Source organism: Candidatus Endomicrobiellum agilis (assembly GCF_020328115.1).
Classification (GTDB): Bacteria; Elusimicrobiota; Endomicrobiia; order Endomicrobiales; family Endomicrobiaceae; genus Endomicrobiellum; species Endomicrobiellum agilis.
This window is the reverse complement of record NZ_JAIXMW010000005.1, coordinates 22,365-45,610: the sequence shown is the minus strand read 5'-3', so window position 1 is coordinate 45,610 and position 23,246 is coordinate 22,365. Positions and strand designations below refer to the sequence as shown.

The window sequence follows — 23,246 nt, the reverse complement described above, 5'->3', positions numbered from 1 at the left end:
ATGCCCGGTAGAAGACTCGAACTTCTGACCCCTTCCATGTCAAGGAAGTACTCTGACCAACTGAGCTAACCGGGCAGTGTACCAATCTGTAAGATTAGGTGCGGGCCGGAATTGAACCGGCGAATAACAGTTTTGCAGACTGCTCCCTTACCACTTGGGTACCGCACCGTTGAAATGTTTTAGGAGTATATAAAAATAACGACATATAGTCAAATATTCAACAGAATAATTATGCAAAACACTGCCAAAATACAGTATTTTCTCAATTCTTTTTCTTCTCATATTTTATATGAATCTAGGTTGGGGATATTCTGCTGATAAAAACCATATATAAGCAGACTATTATCAAGGTAGAGGTTTTCGTTTGCACAACTAAAGGCTTCTGTTAATTTTCCGTCTAGAAATCTCGTATGCTCTTTTGTCTTTCCATTTAAGACCTGCAGACCGCCAAAAAGTCTTAAAAAATATTCTAACTGTAACTGCAGAACCCTATTTCGATGCCACTTCGACTCAAAAATAATAAGAGATAAAAAAATGATAAAATCTAATGGATTGTAGATACTCCTTGCGGACTTAGCACGCCTTTAATCTATACAAGCGGAAGTTGAGAAATGAAAATAGTAAATTTCTCCGAAAGATTTTTAGATGATATAGTTAAAATTGAAAAGCAGTCCTTTACAAGTCCTTGGACCAAAGAAATGCTCTCAGATTCTGCAAAAAATACAGCTGTAAAGTTTAAAGTTTTAACTGAAAATAAAACGGTTGCAGGGTATTATATAATAATTATGGCCGCAGGTGAAACGGAAATACTTAACCTCGCCATTGCCCCTGAATTTAGAAGACGGTCTTTCGGGCAGGCAATGCTTATAGATATTAAAAAAGAATCTATTGATAGACAGTCCAGATTTATCTTTCTTGAAGTACGTCAAAGTAACACTGTGGCATTAAATTTGTATAAATCTTTCGGCTTTAAAGAAATAGACATAAGAAAAAAATACTATAAAAATGAAGATGCTCTGGTGCTAAGGCTGATTAACGACAGGAAATTCACATTATGAAAATAAAACCTGCTGTCTTTATTTTGGGTTTCGTATTTTTACTTCAAAGTGAAAACTTGTTTACAGCGAATTATGAGGCTTATAAATTTTTTTTACAGGGCATTTTTAGTCTAAAAAAGTGGCATATTAGTACTGCAATAAAAAATTATGAGAAAGTTATCGCTTTAGACAAGGATGCTATTGCCGCATATAAAGATTTGATATATCTTTACTGGTTGTCTGGAAATAACGAAAAAGCACTTCAGACGATTGAGAAATTAAGTGAATTTGACGGTGAAAATTTCAAAACAACAAATTTTTTAGCTGTGATATATTTTACGGCAGGAGAGTTTGACGTTGCAAAACAATTTTGGGAAAAAACAATTGAACTCAATCCGAAGAATAAAACTGCAACAGTTTGCCTTGCGACTTATTATTCTGATAACAAACCTAACGATGCGGCTTCAGTTTGTCGTGATTTCAATTTGGCAAAAAAAGAATGCGAAAAACATATTCCCGCCTGTCCAGACGGCATGTTCAAGCTTGCATATATGGGACAATGTTGTTATCAAATTGACGATTACAAAAAAACAGAAGAAATTTTTTTAAAAATAAGAAAAAGATTTCCCATATCTCGTGTGGGAACATACCAACTTGGAGTAACATATAAAAACACTGGACATATAGATAAAGCAATAACAGAATTTGAAAAGTTTGAAAAACTTACCCCCAAAAAAGAAAAAGATAGCTCAGTCTTTAAAGAACTCGGGCATTGCTACTCAATACTCAAAGATTATTCAAAATCTGAAAAAAATCTTTTAAAAGCACTCGACCTTGAACCTTTAGATATTGTAATCCTTGAACTAACGGCTTTAAACTATATAAATTGGAAAAAATATGGCAAAGCGATAGAATGTTTTAATAAAATAACAGAACTTATGCCCAATTTTGCCGATGCATATTTTTATTTGGGTCAGGTTTATTATGATAAGAATAAAGATTTTGAAAATGCCGAAAAAGTGCTATTAAAAGCAATAAAAATAAATCCGGATTATTCGGAAGCAATGAACTATCTAGGTCATATTTATGCTGATAAGGGAATAAAACTAAATGAGGCGGAAGTGTTACTTACAAAGTCTATAGCTTTAAAACCTAAAAACGCCATATATATTGATTCTCTGGGCTGGCTTTATTACAAACAAGGAAAATTCGATGATGCAAAAAGACTTCTACTTTCGATTGTAGATACTAGATATCCTCCTATTTTTGACCATCTCGGCGACACTTTTGTTGCACTCGATAGAACTATAGAAGCATGGGCATCTTATGCATTATCTTACGATATCAAACAGGACAAGAACGTCAAAAAGAAATTGGATTCTGTGCAGATAAAAATTCCGCAGAAGGAAGTATATAGGCAGATGCTTTTAAGAAGCAAAGGGCATTACAATAGAATGCCTTCTTTTAAAACCGGCTACAAAGCAAAATTAAATTCGAAGTTTTCAAGTAAGAGCATTTACATCCCTTTTTTTTATGTAAAAAACGGAAACATTAAAATATATCTCCCTGACGTGCTTATTCAGGGCGGATGTTCAATTTCTATAAAAAACAAGCAGACTGAAATTCTGCCGAAAGCCATTGAAAGTAAAATTCCATATACACTGACAAATATTATTGCTCAAGTATGTAAAATTTTTAACGGTAGTTTTTATAAACAGTTTACAGACGCAAAAGTGGTAAGGAACAAAAATAAAATTATATACTCTAAGGACAATACTGAACTTATTTTAAATGCGGATACTGCACTAATAGAAAGATTTTCACAAAATAACATAACTGTTCATATCTTAAAATATGATAACCTACACGGTTCAAAGATTCCATCCAAAATTGAATTTAGCTTTTCAGATATGAAAATTAAAGGGATGTTAGAAGCAACAAAAGTTTCTCCTTTAGTCAGTGCTGAAAAAGAATGAAAATATATCTCAAAGCTCCGGCAAAAATCAATTTTTTTATTGAAATTAAAAATAAAAGAACTGACGGATACCATAACTTAGAAAGTATCATGCAAACCGTAAGCTTGTATGATGAACTTTTTTTTGAATCTGCTAAAAACGGGATTTCACTTGAATGTAACGATAAATCTCTGCCTGTCGACAAGACAAATATCGTTTATAAAGCGGCGCAAGCAATCAAAAAGCATTACAATGATGTGAATAAAGGTGTAAAAATATACTTAAAAAAAGAAATTCCCATAGGCGCAGGTCTTGGCGGTGGCTCCTCCGATGCTGCTTCAACACTTAAAGCTCTGATTAAACTGTGGAATATAAAAACGACAAAAAATAAATTAGAACAAATCGCGGTAGAACTCGGTGCTGACGTTCCTTTTTTTCTGACCGGAGGAACAGCTTTATGCGAGGGAAAAGGAGAAATTGTCACGCCATTAAAAAGCGTCGGGAAATTGAACATAGTGCTTGTAAATCCGGGTTTCGGCATTCTCACGACAGATGCGTATAAAAAAATCAAATTCCCGTTGACAAATCAAGTAAAAATTCATAAAATTAAAGCTCTTATTTGTAATGATTCTTTTAACAAAAAAGAAGCTTTTAACAGTTGTTTTAACAGGTTTGAAGAGTCTGTTTTTTCGGATTACCCCAAAATAGAAGAAATTAAAAAAGTTTTAATTAAATTAGGCTGCACAGGACTTATGTCCGGTTCCGGTGCAACGGTTTTCGGTATTTTAGATTCTAACACTAAAATTGAAAAACTTAAATCCAAACTGAGCAGATACAGCTGGAAAACCCGGTTTGTTACTACAATTGACGCCTCTTTCCATACTTCACTTTTCTCTCTGCAGTTATAGAGTTCCGGGATTGTGTAATGGTAGCACAAGGGATTTTGGATCCCTTTGTCTAGGTTCGAATCCTAGTCCCGGAGTTTAAACAGCATTTCCACTATTTTTCTGAATAGAAAAAATATGGCTGTGTTGTACAATATCCATAATATTACAATGCAAGAATTGGATAACAATCGCATATTCTTGACCAATTTCTATGCATGATCGCGATTGAAAAATCACAAACTGCGTTAAAATTAGTAAAAGATAAAATATTAAAATAACAATCCTGAAATTGCACTAAACAGAATTTGCTATACAATCTTTTACATATTAAAAAAGTAATGAATATTTTTACGGTAAAATTTTGTCTCTTGAAGCAATTACTAAGTGTCTTGCGTGTTTCAATGCCGCTTTTGTTATCTTTTCGCCTGATATCATTCTTGCAATTTCTTCAATATGTTCCGTTTCCGTGAGCATTTTCGCTTTTGTATAAGTTCTTGAATTTTCAATCTCTTTGTAAATTTTTACATGCATCTTCGCAAATGCAACAACTTGTGCCAGGTGCGTTATAGAAAATACCTGTTTCCTTTTCGCAAGCTCGGCAAGTTTTTCCCCTATTTTCTCGCCTGTTTTCCCGCTTGTCCCGGTGTCAATTTCATCAAATATAGCTGTACAGTCATTTCTTATTTTTGACGATAACTCTATGGCAAGAAGCACTCTTGAGAGTTCGCCGCCTGAAGCTGTATTCTTTAAAGGAAGAATTTTCTCGCCTGCATTTGCGCAAAACATAAATTCTATAGAGTCATAACCATTTGCAGACAGTTCTTTTCTGTCAAATTTCACTTCAAATACGACATTTTTTATTTCTAAATCAAAAAGCTTTTCCCGCACAGATTTTGCAAATATTTGTGCAGCTTTTTGCCTTTTACCGCTTATAATTCTACATATCTCAGACAAACGTTTTGTCTCTGATTCAAGTTCTTTTTTGAGCTTTTCGGACTCGTCTTTACAATCGCTGAAAGAATTTAACTCGCTGACAATTTTATTTTTATATTCGATGATGGATTTAATACTGTCTCCGTACTTACTTTTAAGTTTTTTTATAATTTCCCTTCTCTCAAGAAAAGCATTTAATTCTGCCGGATTTAGTCTTATTTTAGACAGAATGCCTTCAATTTCTCTATATGCTTCTTCAGCATGGTAATATGCCTGCTCTATTAAAGACACAGCCTCAGAAGCATCTGCGCCGTAAGAATTTACAATTTCGATGTTTTTCTTTGTTTTCAAAATACTACCCAAGATTGCATTTTCAGAAGAATATAATATTGAAATAATTTCTTGTAACAAAGCGGAAATTTTTTCTGCATTTTTTAATTTTGGAATATCCGTTTCAAGTTTTTCATCTTCCCCAATTTTAAGTTCTGCGTCTTCAATTTCCTTAACCTGAAAAGAATATAAATCAACCTTTCTTTCTCTTTCAACATCTGATAAACTTAGAGTTTCAAGTTTTGATTTTAAAATTTTTATGCGAGTATATAAAGCTGACGATTCTTCAAGTAACGGACTAATATTCTCGATTCCGTTATCTAAAATTTCAAGCTGCGAATTTAAACTCAAAAGTGAATGTTTCTCATATTGTGCCTGAAAATCTATGAGCAGTTCTCCAAGAGTCGCAAGTACCGATATGTTTATCTGCGAGTCATTTATAAAAGCCCTGCTTCTCCCCGTATTTTCAATTGTTCTGCGTATTAAAATAGTATTATTATCCTCTACAGAAATTGAAAAGTTATCCAAAAAGTCGGCAATCTTAGAATTTTTATACTCAAAAGAAGCGGTTATAGTGCATACAGAACAACCTGAACGTATACACGACAAGTCCGCTCTCGCACCGGCAAGTAGTTCAATGGATTTTATTAAAATAGATTTTCCAGATCCAGTCTCACCAGTAATAACAGTAAAACCGCTGGTGAAATCAATGGTCAAATCTTCAATTAAAGCGTAGTTTTTTACGGAAAGTGCAAGCAGCATTAAATGCTCCAGTGCAACTTTGTCTTTAGAGTTTCAAAATAAGATTTACTGCAGTTCTTTATAAGCTTAAGCGGTTTTTTATAGAGAGAAAATTTTACTTTTGTCCCATTTGGAAGAGTATAATTTTCTTGACCGTCTATTGATATCATAATTTTTCCATTGCTGTCTTTGTTTTTTGTAACAAATGAAATACTGCTCTTATCAGACAATATCATAGGTCTTTGCGTCAGCATGTGCGGAGAAATAGGAGTAAGAATAAAAACAGGAAGATTAGGGTAAACTATAGGTCCATAAGCCGCAAGGGAATAAGCGGTTGAACCCGTAGGTGTTGCAATAATCATTCCATCGCATTTGTATTCTGCTGTAAAATTTTCATCTATATTGACGTCAACCGTAATAAGCTTTCCGCCTGACAAAGAGCGCACCACCCAATCGTTTGTTGCTATCGCCTTTATTTTTTTGTTTTTATACTCAAATTCAGCAGAGAGTAAAACTCTTTTTTCGATTCTAAAACCCAAAGATAAAATATTTTTTAAAAGCACAAATATCTCACTTGTGTTGGTATCCGTCAAAAAACCAAGTGACCCCATGTTTATGCCTTTTATCGGAACCGACAACGGTGAGAATATCCTTATCACTTTAAGCATTGTGCCATCGCCACCTAATGATAAAACAAAATCAACCTTTTTAGGTTTTATCGACATGGAGTCGCTCACAAATACCCTACATCTATTTTGCTTAAGCCACGATGCGATTTCAAATGCAAGCTTCTTCGCATTCGTTTTTGATTTATTGTAAATAATTCCAGTAGTGTATTCCATAGTTTTTTCCTAATTCATTGCAGTTTGTTATTATATATAAAAAAACAGTATTTTTAAAAGACAGACAACGAATTAACAATATGAAACGACACCAAATCACGAGTATTTAATCCGCAGAATTTTAACGACTTTTATTTTTTTTCCACATTATCATGATCACACTTTAACTCCTTTTCAGTAACAATACGCTCATTATTCTTTTTTAATGAAAAATTAAAAGTGCAACAGCACATTAATTAGATTTAATAAAAATTTAATAGAAGAAAAACAGCAAAAAAACGTAAAACATTAGTAAAATATTGGATTTATTTTTTTAGTAAGAATTAAAAAATAGAATAATCGACATACCTTTTTAAAAGATGGCGAGGAATCAGTTATGCATAAATTGAAGCCTATAAATATTTGTGTAAAAGCCATTTAATGCCAGAAGTTTTTTATGTGTCCCAGATTCTACAATACTACCGGAGTCGAATACATATATTCTGTCAGAATTGACTACAGTAGATAAGCGATGTGCTATAGTTATTGAAGTTCTACCTTTTATCAGTCTCTCAAGACCATTCTGAACCATTTTTTCAGATTTGGAATCCAGTGAGCTTGTAGCTTCGTCAAGCAAAATTATCGGAGCATTCTTTAACATAGCTCTCGCAATAGATATCATTTGTTTTTGTCCACCGGACAAATTACTGCCTCTTTCACCGACAAGTGTGTCATACTTACAGTCTTGATTTATAATAAAACCATGAGCGGCGGCACTTTTTGACGCCTCTATGACTTCTTCATCAGTTGCATCAGGTCTACCTACCAAAATATTCTTCTTAATGGTATCATCAAAAAGCACTACCTCCTGCGGAACAAAAGCTATATTGTCCCTCAAAGATTTCATAGTGACATCTCTTACATCCTCACCGTCAATTTTTATGCTTCCCTCCCGAACGTCATAAAACCTGAGTATCAAATTTATTAAAGTAGATTTTCCAGAACCGACGGCTCCGACTATTGCGACTTTTTCTCCCTCTCTTACTTCCAAGTTTATGCTGTGCAGAACTTCGACACCCGGAACATAACCGAATTTGACATTATCAACTTTTATAATTCCTCGCGTTGCTTTGAATACTTTTGCATCTGTTTTATCAACTATCGCAGGATTTTGATCCATTACGGTAAAAATACGACCAATAGCAATTATGCCCATCTGAATGCGCATATTTAAACCCGCCAAAGATTTCATAGGTTTATATACTGTAACCACAGCAAACAAAAATACCATAAAAGAACCGGTAGTAAGAGACCCCTGCATTATTCTATATCCACCATACAAAAGAGTTCCTGCTAAAGCGATACTCCCAAAAAATTCCATCAAAGGACTTAATATATTATTATTTATTGCCATTTTCACATGAATGTTTGATATCACATCAGCACTATCTTTTACTCTTTGAGATTCGACTTTCTCCATATTGTAAGACTTGACAATTTTAATACCTTGAAACGACTGCGTTAGAATTGCGTGCAGATTTCCGAAAGATAATTGTTGTTTGGAAAAAAACTTCTTCATTTTTTTCCCAAAGTACACTATCGGATAAAATGCCATCGGGAAAAGCAAAAACGTAACCAGAGCCATATCAAAACATTTCCAAAACATAAGAACAACTAAAAAAACTACTGAACAGGAATCCTTGACAAGAGTCGTAACGCCGTTTAATACGGCATCTCTTATCATATTTAAATCACCCATAAAATACATTAAAACACTGCTCGAATTATTCTTATGGAAAAATTCTAAATCTTGCACGACAACTTTATCATATAAATCGCCTTGCATTCTCCTTACAAAATTTACGCCAAGTCTTGACATAGCTACAGCCTGCACATAAAAAGCAATACCTTTTGCGGCGTAAAGAACTATAATCTGAATGGCAACCCATTTGAGAACTTCTTTATTTTTATCTATAAACACTTCATTAAAGATAGGCTCAAGCAGTTTGACAGATGCAGTTTCCAAAATTCCAAATATCACCATAAAAACCACCGAAACCACAAAAAGTTTCCATTGCGGCAAAATATAGTTAACCCATAGACGCTTTACTTTTATAAAAATGCCGGTGTTTACATTACCAGCGATTTGTTTTTTTATTCTTGAGAAAATATTCATTTTGTTTATCCTTAATTTACATATTTAAATCATACTTTTTAAATGCTGTTTTTCGACCCTCTCCAACATCCAAGCTCAATGATCATGTACAACTAAGAAAATAAAAGAAAGATCTTTAATAAATTAAAAGAATTTTATCAAAAAAAAGATAAAAATAGGAGAACGAAAGAAAGTACTTGTTAAGGTAAATAGATTAAAACATATATGCGAAAAAGCTAAAGTAAAATGAGAAAGAGAGACAAATAATAGAAATAATATTAAAATACTTTATTACAATCATGCGGATATAATCTAACCAATATAAATTATTTTACTATGCACACAAAAAATATATAATGTTATTTGATAAATATTTAATTCATCTTTTTGCCTTTCAACAATTTATATTTAATTCTTAACCGCCGAATCTATCACAATTTTAAATGAGTATATGATAATTAAAAGCATTCAAAATCAAATTTTCAAAGATGCCCTCAGTTTACAAAATAAGAAATTACGCGATAAAAATGGAGTTTTCTTTGTTGAGGGTAAAAAACAGGTTGATGAAATTCCAAAAAACCGGGTTATAAGGCAAGTTTTTATATCCGAAAAATATAAAAACGACGTCAGAGGTTTTAAAAACGTTATAACGCTTTCCAATCGACTTTTCAAAAAATTGTCAGCGACACAATCTCCGCAGGGAATAATGGCTATAGTTGAGAAAAAACACTATAGTATTGAAGAGGTTACCAAAAATTCCGGACTGTTCATAATTTTGGAAAACATTCAGGATCCGGGCAATCTCGGAACAATTATACGTTCCGCAGACGCATTCGGCGTAAAAGCCGTGTTTGTGTCAGAGGGAAGTGCCGATATATATTCTGACAAAACCGTAAGAGCGGCAACGGGTTCAATATTTCATCTACCTATAATAGATAATATCGATATTGAAAATACGCTGAATTTAATGAAAAAAGAAAAAATTTCCGTATTTGCCGCATCGTTGAAAGGGAAAAAGTATTTAAACGATATTAAATTCCCAAATAAAAGCGCTTTCATAATAGGCAATGAAGCCAATGGTCTTAAAAGCAGCACAGAAACCTTAGCAGATATTCTTGTTAAAATATATATGCTAGGCAACGCCGAATCTTTGAATGCTGCCGTTGCGGCGTCTTTAATTATGTATGAGGCAGCGAAAAAACAAATAACATAAATGTGTCATTAGTAAACCTTATTTTTAAATCAACCATTACTTTTTTCTCTTACCATTAGAATAAATAAAATTTACTATCAGACATTGAAAAAGTAGCAACATTCTTTAAGCCATGCTTATTCGGCATAGATACCAATTCAACTTTTTTATAATTTGGTATTTTCTGCGATACCACTTTTTCCACATCCTCAAGATATAAATTCATTTCTGTCCAATCTTTAAATAGGGAATACTGCTAAATTTTTCCCTTGCAAGCTCCTCTACTTTAATTTTATAATCACCTTCTATTTTTTCGAAAAAATGAGTTAGGAACAAAAAAGGTTTATTCAATAAGCGATTCACATCCTTTGCACCGGTCATCGTGTGGTTTACTTTTTATGTAAAGATCTATTACTTTTTTCTACTAGTTACGCCAATGCTAGCCAGATATTCTTTTGCTAATTTTTCGAATTTTAGGTGATAGTTTTTTCCTCGCTCTCTCCATTACTCTATAAAGTATAGCTTTTGGCCACATAAAAGTTTTTTGCCCTTATCGTCAAATCCTTTCACTTTCACTAAGTCTAACAATTCATCGTTTGGCACAATAGAGACGTTCTCTTTATCTGACAACGTTTTACCGAGTATTATCCTGAGGTTTAATCGTATGCAGGACAATATTCAAAGTTAACTCTACTCTCAACTGTGTGGAGTCTATTCTTTAAGGTTATAAGCGTGATATCTCTCTTTGCTCTTCATTGACTTCTTCAATATCTTCATTTGTTACTTCACATTCTATCTATGAGTAGGTAACATCAAAATGTAAACCAATCAAAACGTCCGAAGAGTATTCCACTGAACCTGACTCCTGAAAAGTCTCAATATGAGCTTTCTTCCAATAATTATTTGCTCAATTGAAAGATGAAATCACGCAGCGTATGTTTTAACAATGTCAACACTTGTAACACCTTTGATTTTTCTTTCAAACCACGTTCGGCAATAACAAAATACTGCTTATTCTCTTTAACAAATTCCACTTTCACATTATAATGATACCTATTAAAAGTAAAGGCATAACTCTTGTGTTCGCCAGCTAATATAGTTATAGTAAGGAAATACGTAAGTTCCTCAACTCTATGCAATAGTCTGAGGGTAATGAATGCCACTTAATTTCTGATAACCGAGCTGTGCTTGCAAGCTCTTTCATACTCCTATGCTTATGTTTTTATTTTGGAATAATTTTTAAGTTTGGAAGCTATTGCAACTATTGATTTACGATATTCAATGGTTTTGCACTTATGCCGGTATCAATAAATGTGACTGTCTCTACTAAGCCTCTAGAAATAATAACAGCTACTTTTATACGTGTTCCACGTCTATGTTCAAAATTTTATCCTATTATTTCATCTATATATTTTAAAACTTCTCCTGCAAGATAAAGAGAACCTATTACTGCCGCTGTTTCATTATTATCTATCATATCGCAAGCGCTTTTTACAGAATCGACCGTACAAATTCTGCCTTGATCAATATACTTTGAAAATTCACGCTTTAAAACTTTGGGATGTAAAGCCCTGTTATTGCTTATCTGTGGTAATATTATTTTTTTTGCAAAAGGAACTATTTTTTTTACCATACATTTATACTTTTTTTCTTTCATAACGGCAAAAATAAAAATCCTCTTTTTTTTTGAAAAATTGAGTTGTGCGAATGTTTCAAAAAATACGTCCAACCCCTGAATATTGTGGGCGCCATCTATAATCAGTTTAAAATTTTTATTCTTATTACTAATTTTTTTTATGGTAAATCGTCCTTGCCAAACAGCATTTTTTAAGCCTGTCCTTATATGCGTTTCGCTTAAATAGTATCCTCTTTTATTTAAGAGTTCTACAGCAAAAAGAGCAGTTGAAGCATTTATAACTTGATGTTTGCCTAAAAGCCGTATTTCGAGATTTTGCATTTCTGTGTTTCTACTTATATAGCTAAATTCCTGTATATCTCTATCACCTTTATTATTTACAGCTTTGAAATCCTTTCCATATAAGTACGGATTTGATTTATTTTTTACTACAATTACTGCTTTTTCAGGCAGTTTTCCGCAGACAACATAAGCGCCATTTTTTATTATTCCGGCTTTTTCAAAAGCTATTTTTTCAATAGAAGTTCCCAGTATTTCCTGATGTTCTTTTGCAATTGATGTTATGATACAAATTAAAGGTTTTTCTATGATATTTGTTGCATCAAAACGCCCGCCAAGCCCTGTTTCAATTACAGCGACATCAGCTTTCTGCTCTGCAAAATATATAAAAGCTAATACAGTCAAATATTCGAAATATGAAAGTTTATATTTTACAGCTCTTTTCAGGTATTTTTTTGATAAATCATCAAAAATTTTTATAGATATATTCTTTCCGTTGATTTTAATTCTTTCTGTAATATTAATTAAATGTGGAGAAGTGTACAAAGCCGTTCTATATCCACCTGCCTTTAAAATTTCGGATATAAAGACTGCTGTTGACCCTTTTCCGTTAGTACCTGCTATATGAATTATTCTTAAATTATTTTGAGGATTATCTATGCTTTTAAGGAATTTTTTTATCCTTGAAAGACCTGGAGCCATTCCTTCATATTCTTTTAGTGTTTCAAAAAACATTATTTACTATAAAAAAACTTTAACACTTTAGTCAGAACATCTCTCATATCTTTTCTTTCTACAACAATATCAACCATACCGTGTTTCTCCAGAAATTCGGAAAGCTGAAATCCTTCTGAAAGCTGCTGCCTTATAGTTTGCTCAATGACTCTAGGTCCAGCGAAACCTATTAAAGCTTTTGGTTCTGCAATATTTATATCGCCGAGCATTGCGTAGCTTGCGGCAACGCCACCAGTTGTAGGATCTGTTAAAATTGAGATAAAGGCAAGTCCGTCATCAGCAAGTTTTGCAAGGGCAGCGCTCGTTTTGCCCATTTGCATAAGGGATATTGTTCCTTCTTGCATTCTTGCTCCGCCTGAAGCGGAAATAATGATTACGTGATATTTTTTTTTCAAAGCTTTTTCTATCACTCTTACTATTTTCTCGCCTACTACAGATCCCATGCTGCCGCCCATAAATCCAAAGTCCATAACTGCCATCACAACACTATATCCGTTAATTTTTGCCTCACCTGTGACGACAGCGTCGTTTATTTCAGATTTTTTTATCTTATCGGAATATCCGGGAAAGTCCAGAAAATTAACAGGTTTAATACTTGCGTCCATTTCTTTGAAGCTTCCTTTATCTACGATAAACTCAATTCTTTTTCGCGCGCTGAGTCTTGTGTAATATCCACACTTAGGGCATACCATAAGATTCTCTTCAAAATCTTTTTGCAAAAGAATCTGATCACATTTTTTGCATTTTGTCCAAATACCTGCAGGGAGTCCTTTTTTTTCAGACGTATTATTAATTGTCATTTTCATTTTTGTTTTTCCTCCAACCAACCTTTGCCTTTTTTTAAAACTTTACCCTTAATTTATTCCGTAGAAAACTTCACTCTCTAATATCATTAAGAAATTCCCTCAGCCAATAAATCCCCCTGGTCCAAAATACCCAGAAGTTTTTTATCTTTGTCTACAACGGGAATATTATCTATATTGTATTTTTTTAAGATTGTCGCTGCTTTTATAGCCATCATTTCAGGCGTCACGGTTTTAGGGTGCTTTGTCATAATGGACACTATACTTTTTTTTAGTATTTTCTCGTCATTTTGGAGATGTCTACGTAGATCTCCATCTGTAAAAAAGCCTATAATTCTACCCTTGTCATCAACAATACTTACTGCCCCGACTTTCGTGCTTGTCATAACAATAAGAGCATCTTTAACGGTTGACGTTTGCTTTATAACAGGGTTTTGCTCTTCTTTTCTCATAATATCATTCACTTGCATAGTAAGTTTTTTGCCTATTGCTCCCAAAGGATGGAGTATTGCCAGATTTTCTCTCTTAAAATCTCTCATATTTGAAACGGTGAGGGCTAGAGCGTCGCCCATTGCAAGCATTGCAGTGGTTGATGAAGTAGGTGCAAGATTATACGGACAAGCTTCCTTCTCAATGCTACAGTCAATGACGCACTTAACGCTTTGCCACACTTGAGCTTTAATTTTGCCAGTCATTGCTATGACTTCGATTTTCATTTTCTTTAAAACAAGGAGAAGTTTTTTTATTTCTTCCGTTTCACCTGAATAAGAAAGCATTATTACGATATCATCTTTTACAAGCATACCTATATCGCCGTGCAGTCCGTCAGTTAAATGTAAAAATGCGGATGGTATGCCTACGGAAGACATAGTTGCAGAAATTTTTCTACCTATCAGACCGGACTTGCCGAGTCCCATAATAACGATGCGACCCTTGCAATTTTTCATCAAAGAAGCGGCTTTATGAAAATTTGAATCTAAATGTTTTATTTGGTCTTTTACCGCTTGAGCTTCCACCTCAAGAATTTCTTTTGCAATTTTAAATCTTTTCATTTTTAATCTCTACACTGTGAACATCTTTAATAAATGACTCATTTTTATTATAATCTTTTCTTTTTAGGGATATTTCTATAGACGAATCTGCGTCAAATCCATACGGAATAGATTCTCCCAGAAAATTTCTGATATTTTCTGTAGAGATGTTGTCGGATATAAAGAACGGTACTTTTAATTCCTTTGTTTTCGAAGGAAGGACGCAATTAAGTTTTACAATCCCTGCATCTGAATGAGTCGTGCCTAAAACAAAATAATCGATACTGTCGGTATAAGTCGCCAGTTTTAAAATGCCATCTTCACTGTCGAGTTTAAAAAATTTAAATATTTTTACACTTCGCGTATCGCTGATAAATTTACAAAATTCAGGTACTTCATTTCTGTTAAACTAAACATTTTTTATACCGACTTTTATTATTTTAGATACAGGTTCTTCCTATTCGTCAGAAAAAAACAGCTATGGAAGTAACAAAAGGAAGAAGTCTAGAAACTGTGCCTGATATAAATTTTTCAGATACTTTGTTGGTATAGTCTTTAATGAGACGAAATTAAAAAAATCAGCGACTAAATTTGCTGCGTCCAGAGCATCATTATAGTTTGTAAGTCCGCATATTTTAACTTCCGACTTTGTTATTTTCCTGAATGTATCACATTTTACAATGAAGCTGAGAATCTTTTTTTAATTAGTATCTCATCAATATCTCATCCTCATTAGTGACATAATCTTATAAAAAAATAATTGTCGTACGAAAGCATCTATTTGATTTACTTTTAAATGCGATTTTCCTCACAATTATCATAATAAAACTCTTTTATTTTTTAGTTTTTGTATGGAAATAGATTGTGTCGAACAACTGCCTCTTTTCCTGTTAGTCATCACTTATATAAATCGTGACCCAACTTATGATATTGTCCGTAAACCATAAACTGTAAATCATTTGCTCCCTTCCAGACACCTACAACAGTAAAAAGTCTTTTATCAGAAAATGCCAGTGCTTTTTCTTCATTTGTATCGTTCCATGTCCCGTCCCATGAATGACTTGATATTGAACACTGTTTAACCTCTAGAAATTTACTTTCATTTCTTTTTTTTGCATCAAAACCATGCTTATCAGTATTCAGCAAATCAAAACCAAGATAGTTTGCTATTATAGCATCTCTGATTGTATTTATAGTTGTATCCGTATCATAAATTTTAAATTTATTTTGAAAATTTGATAACTCTTCCAACGCACACATTCCGAGTGATCTAAATTCAGCTGAAACAGATTGATAATTTCCTTTTTCGAATATTGTCATAATCTCAGATTATTCTCTGCTCTATTTTTTATATTGCACTGAATTTGCTCGAATATAAATGAAATCCTATTTTTTTATTTGCTAATTTAATATATTTATCATTAATATCTATCATAGATAACTTTAATAACTTTACAAACTCATTTCTTAAAATTGCAAGTCGTTCTGTATTTGATAGTTTTGTAATTCTCTCTAAAGATTTTTTAGAGATAGTTTCGCTTATGCTGTTTTTAATAATAATTCATCTTTGGCATGTGTATTTGAATAATCTTTGATATTTACATAAAAATCTTTTAATCCACCAAGTCTTACATTCTCGACTAGCGCTGTTGTATAGTTGTATAAATTTTGCTTTTTATTATTCTATCTCCCATTTTGAATGAAATAGAATATTATCAAAAGTCTTTCCCCTTATCAACGCGACTTTTAGTATAGTAATCTTAAAGGTCGCGCAGTCTAGAGACATTTTTGATTATTTACTTTCCATTATTCTATTTCCGATGTACAAGTTTGTATCTTTCCAGTTCATTCTGTCTCAGTGAGTTATTAGATTACCGCGCTTTTTTGATTATAAAGTGATTTTTCAAGTAATGCGTAATTTTGCAATAGAATTTATGTTTTAAAAGACTTTTTGTTCCATTTGGACAGCTTGTCTGTCAAGACTTTGGTTTGACTAGAAAGCATTTAAATTTGAATCAAATTCCTTCGGAACCTATTGATTTTATATAAAACACTGAAAGATAATAATTCAATATCCTAAATTTCAATTATTTTTTATAAACTTTATCAGGATCAAATAGTTCTTCGCCTATGATCTCTGTATCTCTATTAGATGTAACCCTTGTAAAAAAACAACTTCTGTGTCCGGTGTGACATGCAGCACCGCCGATTTGATTTACTTTCAAAAGGATACAATCGGCATCGCAGTCATAATAAAATTCCTTCACTTCTTGAATATTTCCAGAACTTTCGCCTTTGACCCAAAAAGATTGTCTTGAACGACTCCAAAAAGTAGCTTTTTTTGTTTCAAAGGTTCTTTTGACAGATTCTTTATTCATGTAAGCCACCATTAAAACTACATTATCTTTCCAGTCTTGAACTACGGCGGGAATAAGACCTTTGTCATCAAATTTTAAGTTTTCAATAATCTTTTCCACACACTGCTCCCTATTTTTTTCTTATTAATATATTTCGTTTAATTTTAGCTTGCTATAAAAGTTTGCTTTTTGCAAAATATCTTTCATCTTTACGGCAGACTTAAGCACTGTGTATTTGTCTCACCGGTATATTTTGGGACATTAAATGTTCTTTGACTTCTTTTATCGTCAACTCTTTGTAATGAAATAAAGAGGCAACAAGCACTGCTGAAGCGCCGTACTCATAGGCTTTGGAAAAATGTTCGACTTTTCCAGCACCACCAGATGCAATTACTGGTATTCCCACAGAACTTGAAATTGCTTTTAAAAGTTCTAAGTCATAACCATCTTTTGTACCATCTTTATCCATACTTGTCAGTAAAATTTCACCGGCACCAAATTCAACAGCTTTTTTAGCCCAAAGAATAGCATCGAGTCCGGTATCAATCCTGCCTCCATGCACAAATACATTCCACTTATTTTCCCTTGTTTTTTTTGCATCTATTGCAACAACTATACATTGTATTCCGAATTTATCGCTTGCTTCCTTTATAATAGATGGATTTTTAACAGCAGAAGAATTCAGTGAAACTTTATCAGCTCCTGCATTTAAAAGATTTCTTATATCTTCAAGAGTTCTTATTCCACCTCCTACAGTGAGAGGAATGAAAACTTTTTCTGCAGTTCTTCTCACCAAATCAACCGTAGTATTACGACCTTCGTGAGTTGCAGTAATGTCTAAAAATACTATTTCATCTGCACCATCTGAATTGTACTGTTTTGCAACTTCAACTGGGTCACCTGCATCTTTTAAATTGACAAAATTTGTCCCTTTAACGACACGTCCATTTGTAACATCCAAACATGGTATTACTCTTATTCCTAACATTTTATTCCTTTACATTCATCATCATTTTGGCTCTTAATTGTTTTGTAAAACATATTATTCTACCTTTTTTATTGCATCTTCAAGTTTAAAATCGTCGGTATATAATGCACTTCCAACTATAGCGGCAAAAACGCCGTCTTTTTCATATTTTTTAAGTCTAATTAAATCGTCAATAGTCTTTACGCCACCTGAAGCGATTATCCTCATATCGCTTTCAAACAGTTTTTTAAGTCCTATAAAGTCCGGACCTGTAAACATTCCATCTCTTGATATATCGGTATATAAAATTTCCTGAACACCTATTTCTTTAAGTCCGTTTACAAGTTCCAAAACTTCAACAGAAGTTATATCTTTCCAACCGCTTATCGCAATTTTTCCGTCTTTTGCATCAACAGCGATAATGATTTTTTGAGGACCGTACTTGTTTATCGCTTTTTTTACAATTTCAGGATCATGAAACGCCACTGTGCCTAAAATTACATATGTTGCGCCTAAATCAAAAACTTCTTTTATTTTCTCCATATTTCTTATTCCACCGCCGACCTCAACGGGAATATCAACCGCCGCGCATATATTTTTGATAATCTCTTTATTTGTATTTATTCCGCTGAAAGCGCCGTCCAAATCAACAACATGTAAACGTTTTGCACCTTTAGATTTCCAAAGTTTTGCAATAAAAACAGGATCTTTCGAATAAATTGTCTCGGCATCAATTTTACCCTGTTTTAATCTTACCGAGTTTCCCTGTCTTATATCAACCGCCGGTATTATAATCATTTATTTGCCTCGTTTATAAAATTACTTAAAATTCTCAATCCTTTTTCCCCACTTTTTTCGGGGTGAAACTGGCTGCCCCAAATATTTTTATACGCTATAGAAGAACAAAACTTTATGCCATAATTACAAAAACTTGAGGACTGTGATAAATCTTTAGGCATTCCGTAGTATGAGTGAACAAAATAAAAAGTTTCTTTATTATTTATTGATTCAAACATTTTTTTGGGATACACGCTGTCTATAATTTCTATATTGTTCCATCCCATATGAGGGAATTTTAAAGTTTTATCTTCAAGCTCAAATTTTCTTACTTCGCCTGGTATAAGATTTAAACCCTCATACTCTCCGTTCTCATAACCTTTAGTAAAAAAAAGCTGGAATCCAAGACATATTCCATAAAGCATTTTTCCGGAACTTACATAGTTGCTTATCGCTTTGTCAAACCCTTTTGATTTTAAAAAATCCGCCGCGGGTCCAAACGCTCCAACACCTGGAAGTATTGCGCCGCCAAAACTCGAAATTTTTGACGGAGAATCAATAACATACGCCTCTGCATTACAGTAATGCAAAGCGTTTAGCACGCTTTTAATATTGCCAAATCCATAATCTATAACTGCAATTTTTTTTGTCATTTCTTTTAATATGTCAATCTCCTTTTTTAACCTGTTTTGTTCATTTCTTTGATTTTGTTTTTCTTTTTTTCGCCAGTTAAAGGAAATAAATACAGAAGATAAAACAGATTATAGAACACCCTTTGTTGAAGGAATGGTTTTTTTACTTCCGGAATATGATACTGCCTGTCCCAAAGCACGCCCAAAAGCCTTGAAAATGGATTCTGCTATATGGTGGTTATTTCTTCCTTTTATCATTTTAATATGCAACGTAATTTCTGCATTGCTTGCAAGGGCGTAGAAAAACTCTCGTATTAAGTCATAGTTAAACCCATTTTTTTGAAATTTTATATCGGCTTCATAACTTAAATAAGATCTGCCTGACAGATCCAAAGCCACATAACTTAAAGTTTCATCCATAGGTAAAAGAAAATGCCCATATCTTACAATACCTTTTTTATCGCCGATGGCTTCTTTTAAGGCTTGTCCTATGGTTATTCCTGCGTCTTCAACCAAATGATGATCATCTATATGCGTATCGCCGGAAGCTTTGATTTTAAAGCCCATTCCTGAATGAACTGCAAAGAGCTCAAGCATATGGTCTAAAAAACCTATTGTAGTTGACACTGACGGTACCGAAGGATTGTCAAGATTAATTTCAACAATGATATCGGTCTCTTTCGTTTTTCTTGCAGTTTTTGCTTTTCTTTGCTTCATTTTACAATATCCTAAAAGAAATTTTCACTTATTTCATTATCTTCTTTTTCTACGTTCTGTGTTTTCCCTCTTCATTTGGTTAAGAGGATCGGAGTTGAGGTATCTTACTTCTGCAGATTTTTTGTGATACTGCATACTTTCAGCCTGGGCGAAATCAGCAATAATTTTGTATGCCATTTTGTTATTTTTATTCATCTCGATATATGTGGATCTTTTTAAAAATGTCATTACTGAAAGTCCGCTTGAAAATTTTGCAGAACCGTTTGTAGGCAAAACATGCGATGGTCCAGCCCAATAGTCACCTGAAGCGGTAGGCGTCTGATAACCTGCAAAAATAGCTCCTGCATTTTTAATGCTTTTTAACAAAACTTGATAATTTTTTACCAAAAGTTCCAAATGCTCAGGCGCTATATTATTTGCTATGTCAACAGCCTTATTTAAAGAGCAAAATTCTGTTTTTAACTGTTTAAGGACTTCTTCAGGGAGCAACTTTTTAATTTCAGATATTTTTTTTGCCGATTCACATAAAAGATAAATTTTCGCACCAGGATCATGTTCTGCTTGTGCCATTATATCAGCAAAAACATAACCCACAGGAACATCTTTATCCGCAATTATTGCCACCTCAGTCGGTCCAGCAAGTGCATCTATGCCGACATACCCAAAAACCTGCCTTTTGGCTTCGTCTACATAAACATTTCCAGGACCTACAATCATGTCAACTTTCTTTACTGTTTTTGTTCCATAGGCAAGGGCCGCCACCGCTGCTATACCGCCAATACAATATATTTCTTTTATTCCGCACAATTTTGCAGTAAATAAAACAACATCATTCATATTCTTCGGCGGAGTAACCATAACTATCCTTTTTACTCCTGCCGCAACGGCAGGAATTGCAGTCATAATGACAGTCGATGGATAAGGAAAACGCCCTCCGGGAACATAAACACCAGCAGATTCTATGGACGTGTAAAACTGTCCGACTTTTAAACCGTTTTTAACATAATTCCATCTCTTTTTAATTTGAGAATATTCGTACTTATGATATGACAAAATATTTAAATAAGAAGATTTTATTACGTTTTTTAGTGACTTCGGAACACGTTTAGCGGCATCAGCTATTACTTTTTGTGAAACCTTATACCCTTTTTTAGACAAATCTGCATTATCAAACTTCTTGATATATTTAAAAACGGCTTTATCACCGTTATTTTTGATATCTTCAATTATATCTGAAACGTAGGTACTAATCTGCTTGGTATTCATTATATATATAATATAAAAATCAAAGGATTTTGACAATGAATGAAGTTTAACAATTCAGTTAAAATTTCGTAAGTAAATACTCTATTCAAAATGTGCATACATATAGTAGAAATCTATATAAAGATGTCTCCGTTATCGCGGGGGCAGTTAAACACAATTATTCCCCTCCCCCGTTTATTTGAATACTTTCTTCTTTTTATCGTAATAAAAAGAGGGTCTGTCTTTAAAACTAAATTCAGTTTTATCAATGTAAAGTTTTTCGGCAGAACTATCAATATACACTAAATTATTATTAAAATGAAAATCAAGAATTCCTGTTCCTGTGCTTTCAGTCACGTTGATATTGAAATCTGCTAGGTCGAAAGATATTTTTTCTTTATCAAAGCCGACACCCGTTATATCAGCTTTTTTTATTCCCGAAAAAGCCATAAACTGTTTAAACGAATCAATATAATACCTGTCATAATATTTACTCTTGTTGCGAAGAAAAAACGCATTTGTAGAATTGTTTTTTACATGTAAAGTGATTATGTTATTTCCTTGATATATATTGAAAAATATTTTGTTTTTTTCGCATATTGCCGGGAAAATAAAATACAGAGGACTTAATGCTAAAATAATTCCTGAGAAAATAAATCTTTTCTTGGTTTTGAAGCATGTTATACAAAACAGAAAGAGAAAAAATAGCAGAAGCTGTGTAACTGTAGGTTTTGCCGTCAATACTACGGCAAATTTAAGATTTCCTAAAAATGTTGCTGATGACAAGATAAAATTAAGAATCAGCGAAAGAATGACTGAACACAGTACTGCAGCATATTGAAATATAAAAGTTAAAACATAAAAAATAATCCCGAGATAAAGAATAATTCCTGTGAACGGTGCAACTATTATGTTTGTGACAAAAGATATTATTGAAATTTTGCCAAAGTAATATGCGCAAACTGGTATTAAAACCAGTTGGGCTGAAGTTGTAACTGATAATACTCCGCAGAAAAAACGTAGTATTTTACCTTTTACGTTTTGGAACAATCCGAAAATATCTCTATAAAAACGGACAATTCCTATTGTCGCACCATAAGACATCTGAAAAGATGCTGTAAACAGCTGTTGCGGTTGGAGTATGAGTATAATCAACGCAGATAAAGCAAGAGAATTGTATATCAAAGGTTCTCTGTCTAGTGACAAAGAAAATATTATACAGGAAAACATTATTGCTGATCTCAATGCTGGAGGATTTGCACCAGTTGCAAGACAATAGAAAAATATAAAGGGAATACTTAACAGCGAAGCTTTTTTTAAAGGCAATCCCGTCAATTTTAAAATGAAAAGAACAATTATGCTTATAAAACCTACGTGGAGTCCGCTTACAACCAAAATATGCATTATCCCTGAATCTGAAAAACTATTTTTGGTGTCTTGTGTAAGCGTGCTTTTGTCGCTGATAATTAACGATTTTAAAATATCGGAATAAGGTCTTTTAAAATAGGTGTCAATTTTTTGGATTATATCCTGTCTAAATGCAAAAGCAAGCTTTTTGACAATGTTTGGTTTTGATTCTATATATTCAAAAGAAAATATGTCTAAAACAGCGTATATTTCGTTTCTTGCAAGGTATTTCTGATAATCAAAAACAAGAGGGAAAGCAGATGAGAAAGGTTTTTTTAGTTTCCCTTCAATATTTATTACGTCACCATAAGATACGGAATACCCAAAGGGAGAGTTTACGATGATTTTTTCACTTACTGCGTTACCGTTTACAGCGCTGGTTTTTAATATAAATCTTTTGCCGTTTTTTACGCATTGCGGTACATCGAGAACTCTGCCTTCAACCGAAACGGCGGTATTATTATCAGTTAACTTATAAAGACGACTTTGCTTCTCATAGGAAAAGTATCCAAAAGCATCTAGCAAAATTAGGGTAAAAGCGTAAATAATAAAAATTGTTATGACTGGTCTTTTGCACAATGTTATTATTATGGAATTCATGAATGGTTT

Annotated in this window: 18 protein-coding genes, 3 tRNA genes and 1 pseudogene; 5 read left to right on the top strand and 17 right to left on the bottom strand. The window is 33.2% G+C overall.

Annotated elements, in window-relative coordinates:
* Position 1: 1 nt before the first annotated feature.
* Positions 2-75 (bottom strand) — tRNA-Val (locus tag LE179_RS03885).
* Between the two features lie 21 nt (positions 76-96).
* Positions 97-168 (bottom strand) — tRNA-Cys (locus LE179_RS03880).
* Positions 169-611: 443 nt separating this feature from the next.
* On the opposite strand from LE179_RS03880, the gene rimI reads away from it, so the two are divergent.
* The 4 genes from rimI to LE179_RS03860 all read left to right on the top strand — a co-directional run bounded on the left by rimI (position 612) and on the right by LE179_RS03860 (position 3,974).
* Positions 612-1,058, top strand: a complete 447-nt coding sequence (gene rimI / locus LE179_RS03875; protein WP_374129059.1) for a ribosomal protein S18-alanine N-acetyltransferase — start codon at positions 612-614, stop codon at positions 1,056-1,058.
* Positions 1,055-3,013, top strand: a complete 1,959-nt coding sequence (locus LE179_RS03870; protein ID WP_374129058.1) for a tetratricopeptide repeat protein — start codon at positions 1,055-1,057, stop codon at positions 3,011-3,013. The genes rimI and LE179_RS03870 overlap by 4 nt, the downstream gene beginning before the upstream one ends.
* Positions 3,010-3,900 (top strand): 4-(cytidine 5'-diphospho)-2-C-methyl-D-erythritol kinase, encoded by an 891-nt coding sequence (ispE, locus tag LE179_RS03865; RefSeq protein WP_374129057.1) that lies wholly within the window; start codon positions 3,010-3,012, stop codon positions 3,898-3,900. The genes LE179_RS03870 and ispE overlap by 4 nt, the downstream gene beginning before the upstream one ends.
* Before the next feature lie 3 nt (positions 3,901-3,903).
* Positions 3,904-3,974, top strand: a tRNA-Gln gene (locus LE179_RS03860).
* A 253-nt stretch (positions 3,975-4,227) separates the two neighbouring features.
* Here LE179_RS03860 and recN read toward each other — a convergent pair.
* The 3 genes from recN to LE179_RS03845 form a co-directional block, all read right to left on the bottom strand.
* The gene (gene recN / locus LE179_RS03855) at positions 4,228-5,904 is read right to left on the bottom strand and encodes a DNA repair protein RecN (RefSeq protein ID WP_374129056.1); all 1,677 of its coding nucleotides are present in this window, start codon (positions 5,902-5,904) and stop codon (positions 4,228-4,230) included.
* On the bottom strand, positions 5,904-6,725 hold the full coding sequence (locus tag LE179_RS03850) for an NAD(+)/NADH kinase (RefSeq protein ID WP_374129055.1): 822 nt from the start codon (positions 6,723-6,725) through the stop codon (positions 5,904-5,906). Before LE179_RS03850 ends, recN begins: the two co-directional genes overlap by 1 nt.
* A 370-nt stretch (positions 6,726-7,095) precedes the next feature.
* On the bottom strand, positions 7,096-8,880 hold the full coding sequence (locus tag LE179_RS03845; RefSeq protein ID WP_374129054.1) for an ABC transporter ATP-binding protein: 1,785 nt from the start codon (positions 8,878-8,880) through the stop codon (positions 7,096-7,098).
* Positions 8,881-9,310: 430 nt separating this feature from the next.
* Between LE179_RS03845 and LE179_RS03840 the strand changes: the two genes are divergently transcribed.
* Complete coding sequence (locus LE179_RS03840) at positions 9,311-10,072, top strand: TrmH family RNA methyltransferase (RefSeq protein WP_374129053.1); 762 nt, start codon at positions 9,311-9,313, stop codon at positions 10,070-10,072.
* A 55-nt stretch (positions 10,073-10,127) separates the two neighbouring features.
* Here LE179_RS03840 and LE179_RS03835 read toward each other — a convergent pair whose 3' ends face one another.
* The 12 genes and pseudogenes from LE179_RS03835 to LE179_RS03780 all read right to left on the bottom strand — a co-directional run bounded on the left by LE179_RS03835 (position 10,128) and on the right by LE179_RS03780 (position 23,237).
* Positions 10,128-10,277, bottom strand: coding sequence for a hypothetical protein (locus tag LE179_RS03835; RefSeq protein WP_374129052.1), 150 nt, complete (start codon positions 10,275-10,277; stop codon positions 10,128-10,130).
* A gap of 1,161 nt (positions 10,278-11,438) precedes the next feature.
* Complete coding sequence (locus LE179_RS03830; RefSeq protein WP_374129051.1) at positions 11,439-12,701, bottom strand: folylpolyglutamate synthase/dihydrofolate synthase family protein; 1,263 nt, start codon at positions 12,699-12,701, stop codon at positions 11,439-11,441.
* The gene (gene accD / locus LE179_RS03825; protein ID WP_374129050.1) at positions 12,701-13,507 is read right to left on the bottom strand and encodes an acetyl-CoA carboxylase, carboxyltransferase subunit beta; all 807 of its coding nucleotides are present in this window, start codon (positions 13,505-13,507) and stop codon (positions 12,701-12,703) included. Before accD ends, LE179_RS03830 begins: the two co-directional genes overlap by 1 nt.
* A gap of 86 nt (positions 13,508-13,593) precedes the next feature.
* Positions 13,594-14,556, bottom strand: coding sequence for an SIS domain-containing protein (locus LE179_RS03820; protein ID WP_374129049.1), 963 nt, complete (start codon positions 14,554-14,556; stop codon positions 13,594-13,596).
* 876 nt (positions 14,557-15,432) lie between these two features.
* Positions 15,433-15,855: a hypothetical protein gene (locus LE179_RS03815; protein WP_374129048.1), complete on the bottom strand. Its 423-nt coding sequence runs from the start codon at positions 15,853-15,855 to the stop codon at positions 15,433-15,435.
* Positions 15,856-16,622: 767 nt separating this feature from the next.
* A pseudogene (gene hisI / locus LE179_RS03810) lies at positions 16,623-17,021 on the bottom strand (phosphoribosyl-AMP cyclohydrolase); the annotation flags it as partial.
* A 91-nt stretch (positions 17,022-17,112) separates the two neighbouring features.
* Positions 17,113-17,880 (bottom strand): imidazole glycerol phosphate synthase subunit HisF, encoded by a 768-nt coding sequence (hisF, locus tag LE179_RS03805; protein WP_374129047.1) that lies wholly within the window; start codon positions 17,878-17,880, stop codon positions 17,113-17,115.
* Positions 17,881-17,934: 54 nt separating this feature from the next.
* Positions 17,935-18,657, bottom strand: a complete 723-nt coding sequence (gene hisA, locus LE179_RS03800; RefSeq protein ID WP_374129046.1) for a 1-(5-phosphoribosyl)-5-[(5-phosphoribosylamino)methylideneamino]imidazole-4-carboxamide isomerase — start codon at positions 18,655-18,657, stop codon at positions 17,935-17,937.
* Complete coding sequence (gene hisH / locus LE179_RS03795; RefSeq protein WP_374129045.1) at positions 18,654-19,289, bottom strand: imidazole glycerol phosphate synthase subunit HisH; 636 nt, start codon at positions 19,287-19,289, stop codon at positions 18,654-18,656. The genes hisA and hisH overlap by 4 nt, the downstream gene beginning before the upstream one ends.
* A 108-nt stretch (positions 19,290-19,397) precedes the next feature.
* Positions 19,398-19,985 carry an imidazoleglycerol-phosphate dehydratase HisB gene (gene hisB / locus LE179_RS03790; RefSeq protein ID WP_374129044.1) on the bottom strand — a complete coding sequence of 196 codons (588 nt, stop codon included), beginning with the start codon at positions 19,983-19,985 and terminating at the stop codon, positions 19,398-19,400.
* A gap of 36 nt (positions 19,986-20,021) precedes the next feature.
* On the bottom strand, positions 20,022-21,251 hold the full coding sequence (hisD, locus tag LE179_RS03785) for a histidinol dehydrogenase (RefSeq protein ID WP_374129043.1): 1,230 nt from the start codon (positions 21,249-21,251) through the stop codon (positions 20,022-20,024).
* 174 nt (positions 21,252-21,425) lie between these two features.
* Complete coding sequence (locus tag LE179_RS03780) at positions 21,426-23,237, bottom strand: ComEC/Rec2 family competence protein (RefSeq protein WP_374129042.1); 1,812 nt, start codon at positions 23,235-23,237, stop codon at positions 21,426-21,428.
* Between the last annotated feature and the right edge of the window lie 9 nt (positions 23,238-23,246).

Coding starts and splice junctions, on each gene's coding strand:
- hisD (WP_374129043.1), bottom strand. CDS start 21,251: ATGAATACCAAGCAGATTAGTACCTACGTTTCAGATATAATTGAAGAT.
- accD (WP_374129050.1), bottom strand. CDS start 13,507: ATGAAAATGACAATTAATAATACGTCTGAAAAAAAAGGACTCCCTGCA.
- LE179_RS03780 (WP_374129042.1), bottom strand. CDS start 23,237: ATGAATTCCATAATAATAACATTGTGCAAAAGACCAGTCATAACAATT.
- LE179_RS03840 (WP_374129053.1), top strand. CDS start 9,311: ATGATAATTAAAAGCATTCAAAATCAAATTTTCAAAGATGCCCTCAGT.
- hisF (WP_374129047.1), bottom strand. CDS start 17,880: ATGTTAGGAATAAGAGTAATACCATGTTTGGATGTTACAAATGGACGT.
- LE179_RS03850 (WP_374129055.1), bottom strand. CDS start 6,725: ATGGAATACACTACTGGAATTATTTACAATAAATCAAAAACGAATGCG.
- LE179_RS03815 (WP_374129048.1), bottom strand. CDS start 15,855: ATGACAATATTCGAAAAAGGAAATTATCAATCTGTTTCAGCTGAATTT.
- ispE (WP_374129057.1), top strand. CDS start 3,010: ATGAAAATATATCTCAAAGCTCCGGCAAAAATCAATTTTTTTATTGAA.
- rimI (WP_374129059.1), top strand. CDS start 612: ATGAAAATAGTAAATTTCTCCGAAAGATTTTTAGATGATATAGTTAAA.
- hisA (WP_374129046.1), bottom strand. CDS start 18,657: ATGATTATAATACCGGCGGTTGATATAAGACAGGGAAACTCGGTAAGA.
- LE179_RS03845 (WP_374129054.1), bottom strand. CDS start 8,880: ATGAATATTTTCTCAAGAATAAAAAAACAAATCGCTGGTAATGTAAAC.
- LE179_RS03870 (WP_374129058.1), top strand. CDS start 1,055: ATGAAAATAAAACCTGCTGTCTTTATTTTGGGTTTCGTATTTTTACTT.
- hisB (WP_374129044.1), bottom strand. CDS start 19,985: ATGAAGCAAAGAAAAGCAAAAACTGCAAGAAAAACGAAAGAGACCGAT.
- recN (WP_374129056.1), bottom strand. CDS start 5,904: ATGCTGCTTGCACTTTCCGTAAAAAACTACGCTTTAATTGAAGATTTG.
- LE179_RS03830 (WP_374129051.1), bottom strand. CDS start 12,701: ATGTTTTTTGAAACACTAAAAGAATATGAAGGAATGGCTCCAGGTCTT.
- LE179_RS03835 (WP_374129052.1), bottom strand. CDS start 10,277: ATGAATTTATATCTTGAGGATGTGGAAAAAGTGGTATCGCAGAAAATA.
- LE179_RS03820 (WP_374129049.1), bottom strand. CDS start 14,556: ATGAAAAGATTTAAAATTGCAAAAGAAATTCTTGAGGTGGAAGCTCAA.
- hisH (WP_374129045.1), bottom strand. CDS start 19,289: ATGACAAAAAAAATTGCAGTTATAGATTATGGATTTGGCAATATTAAA.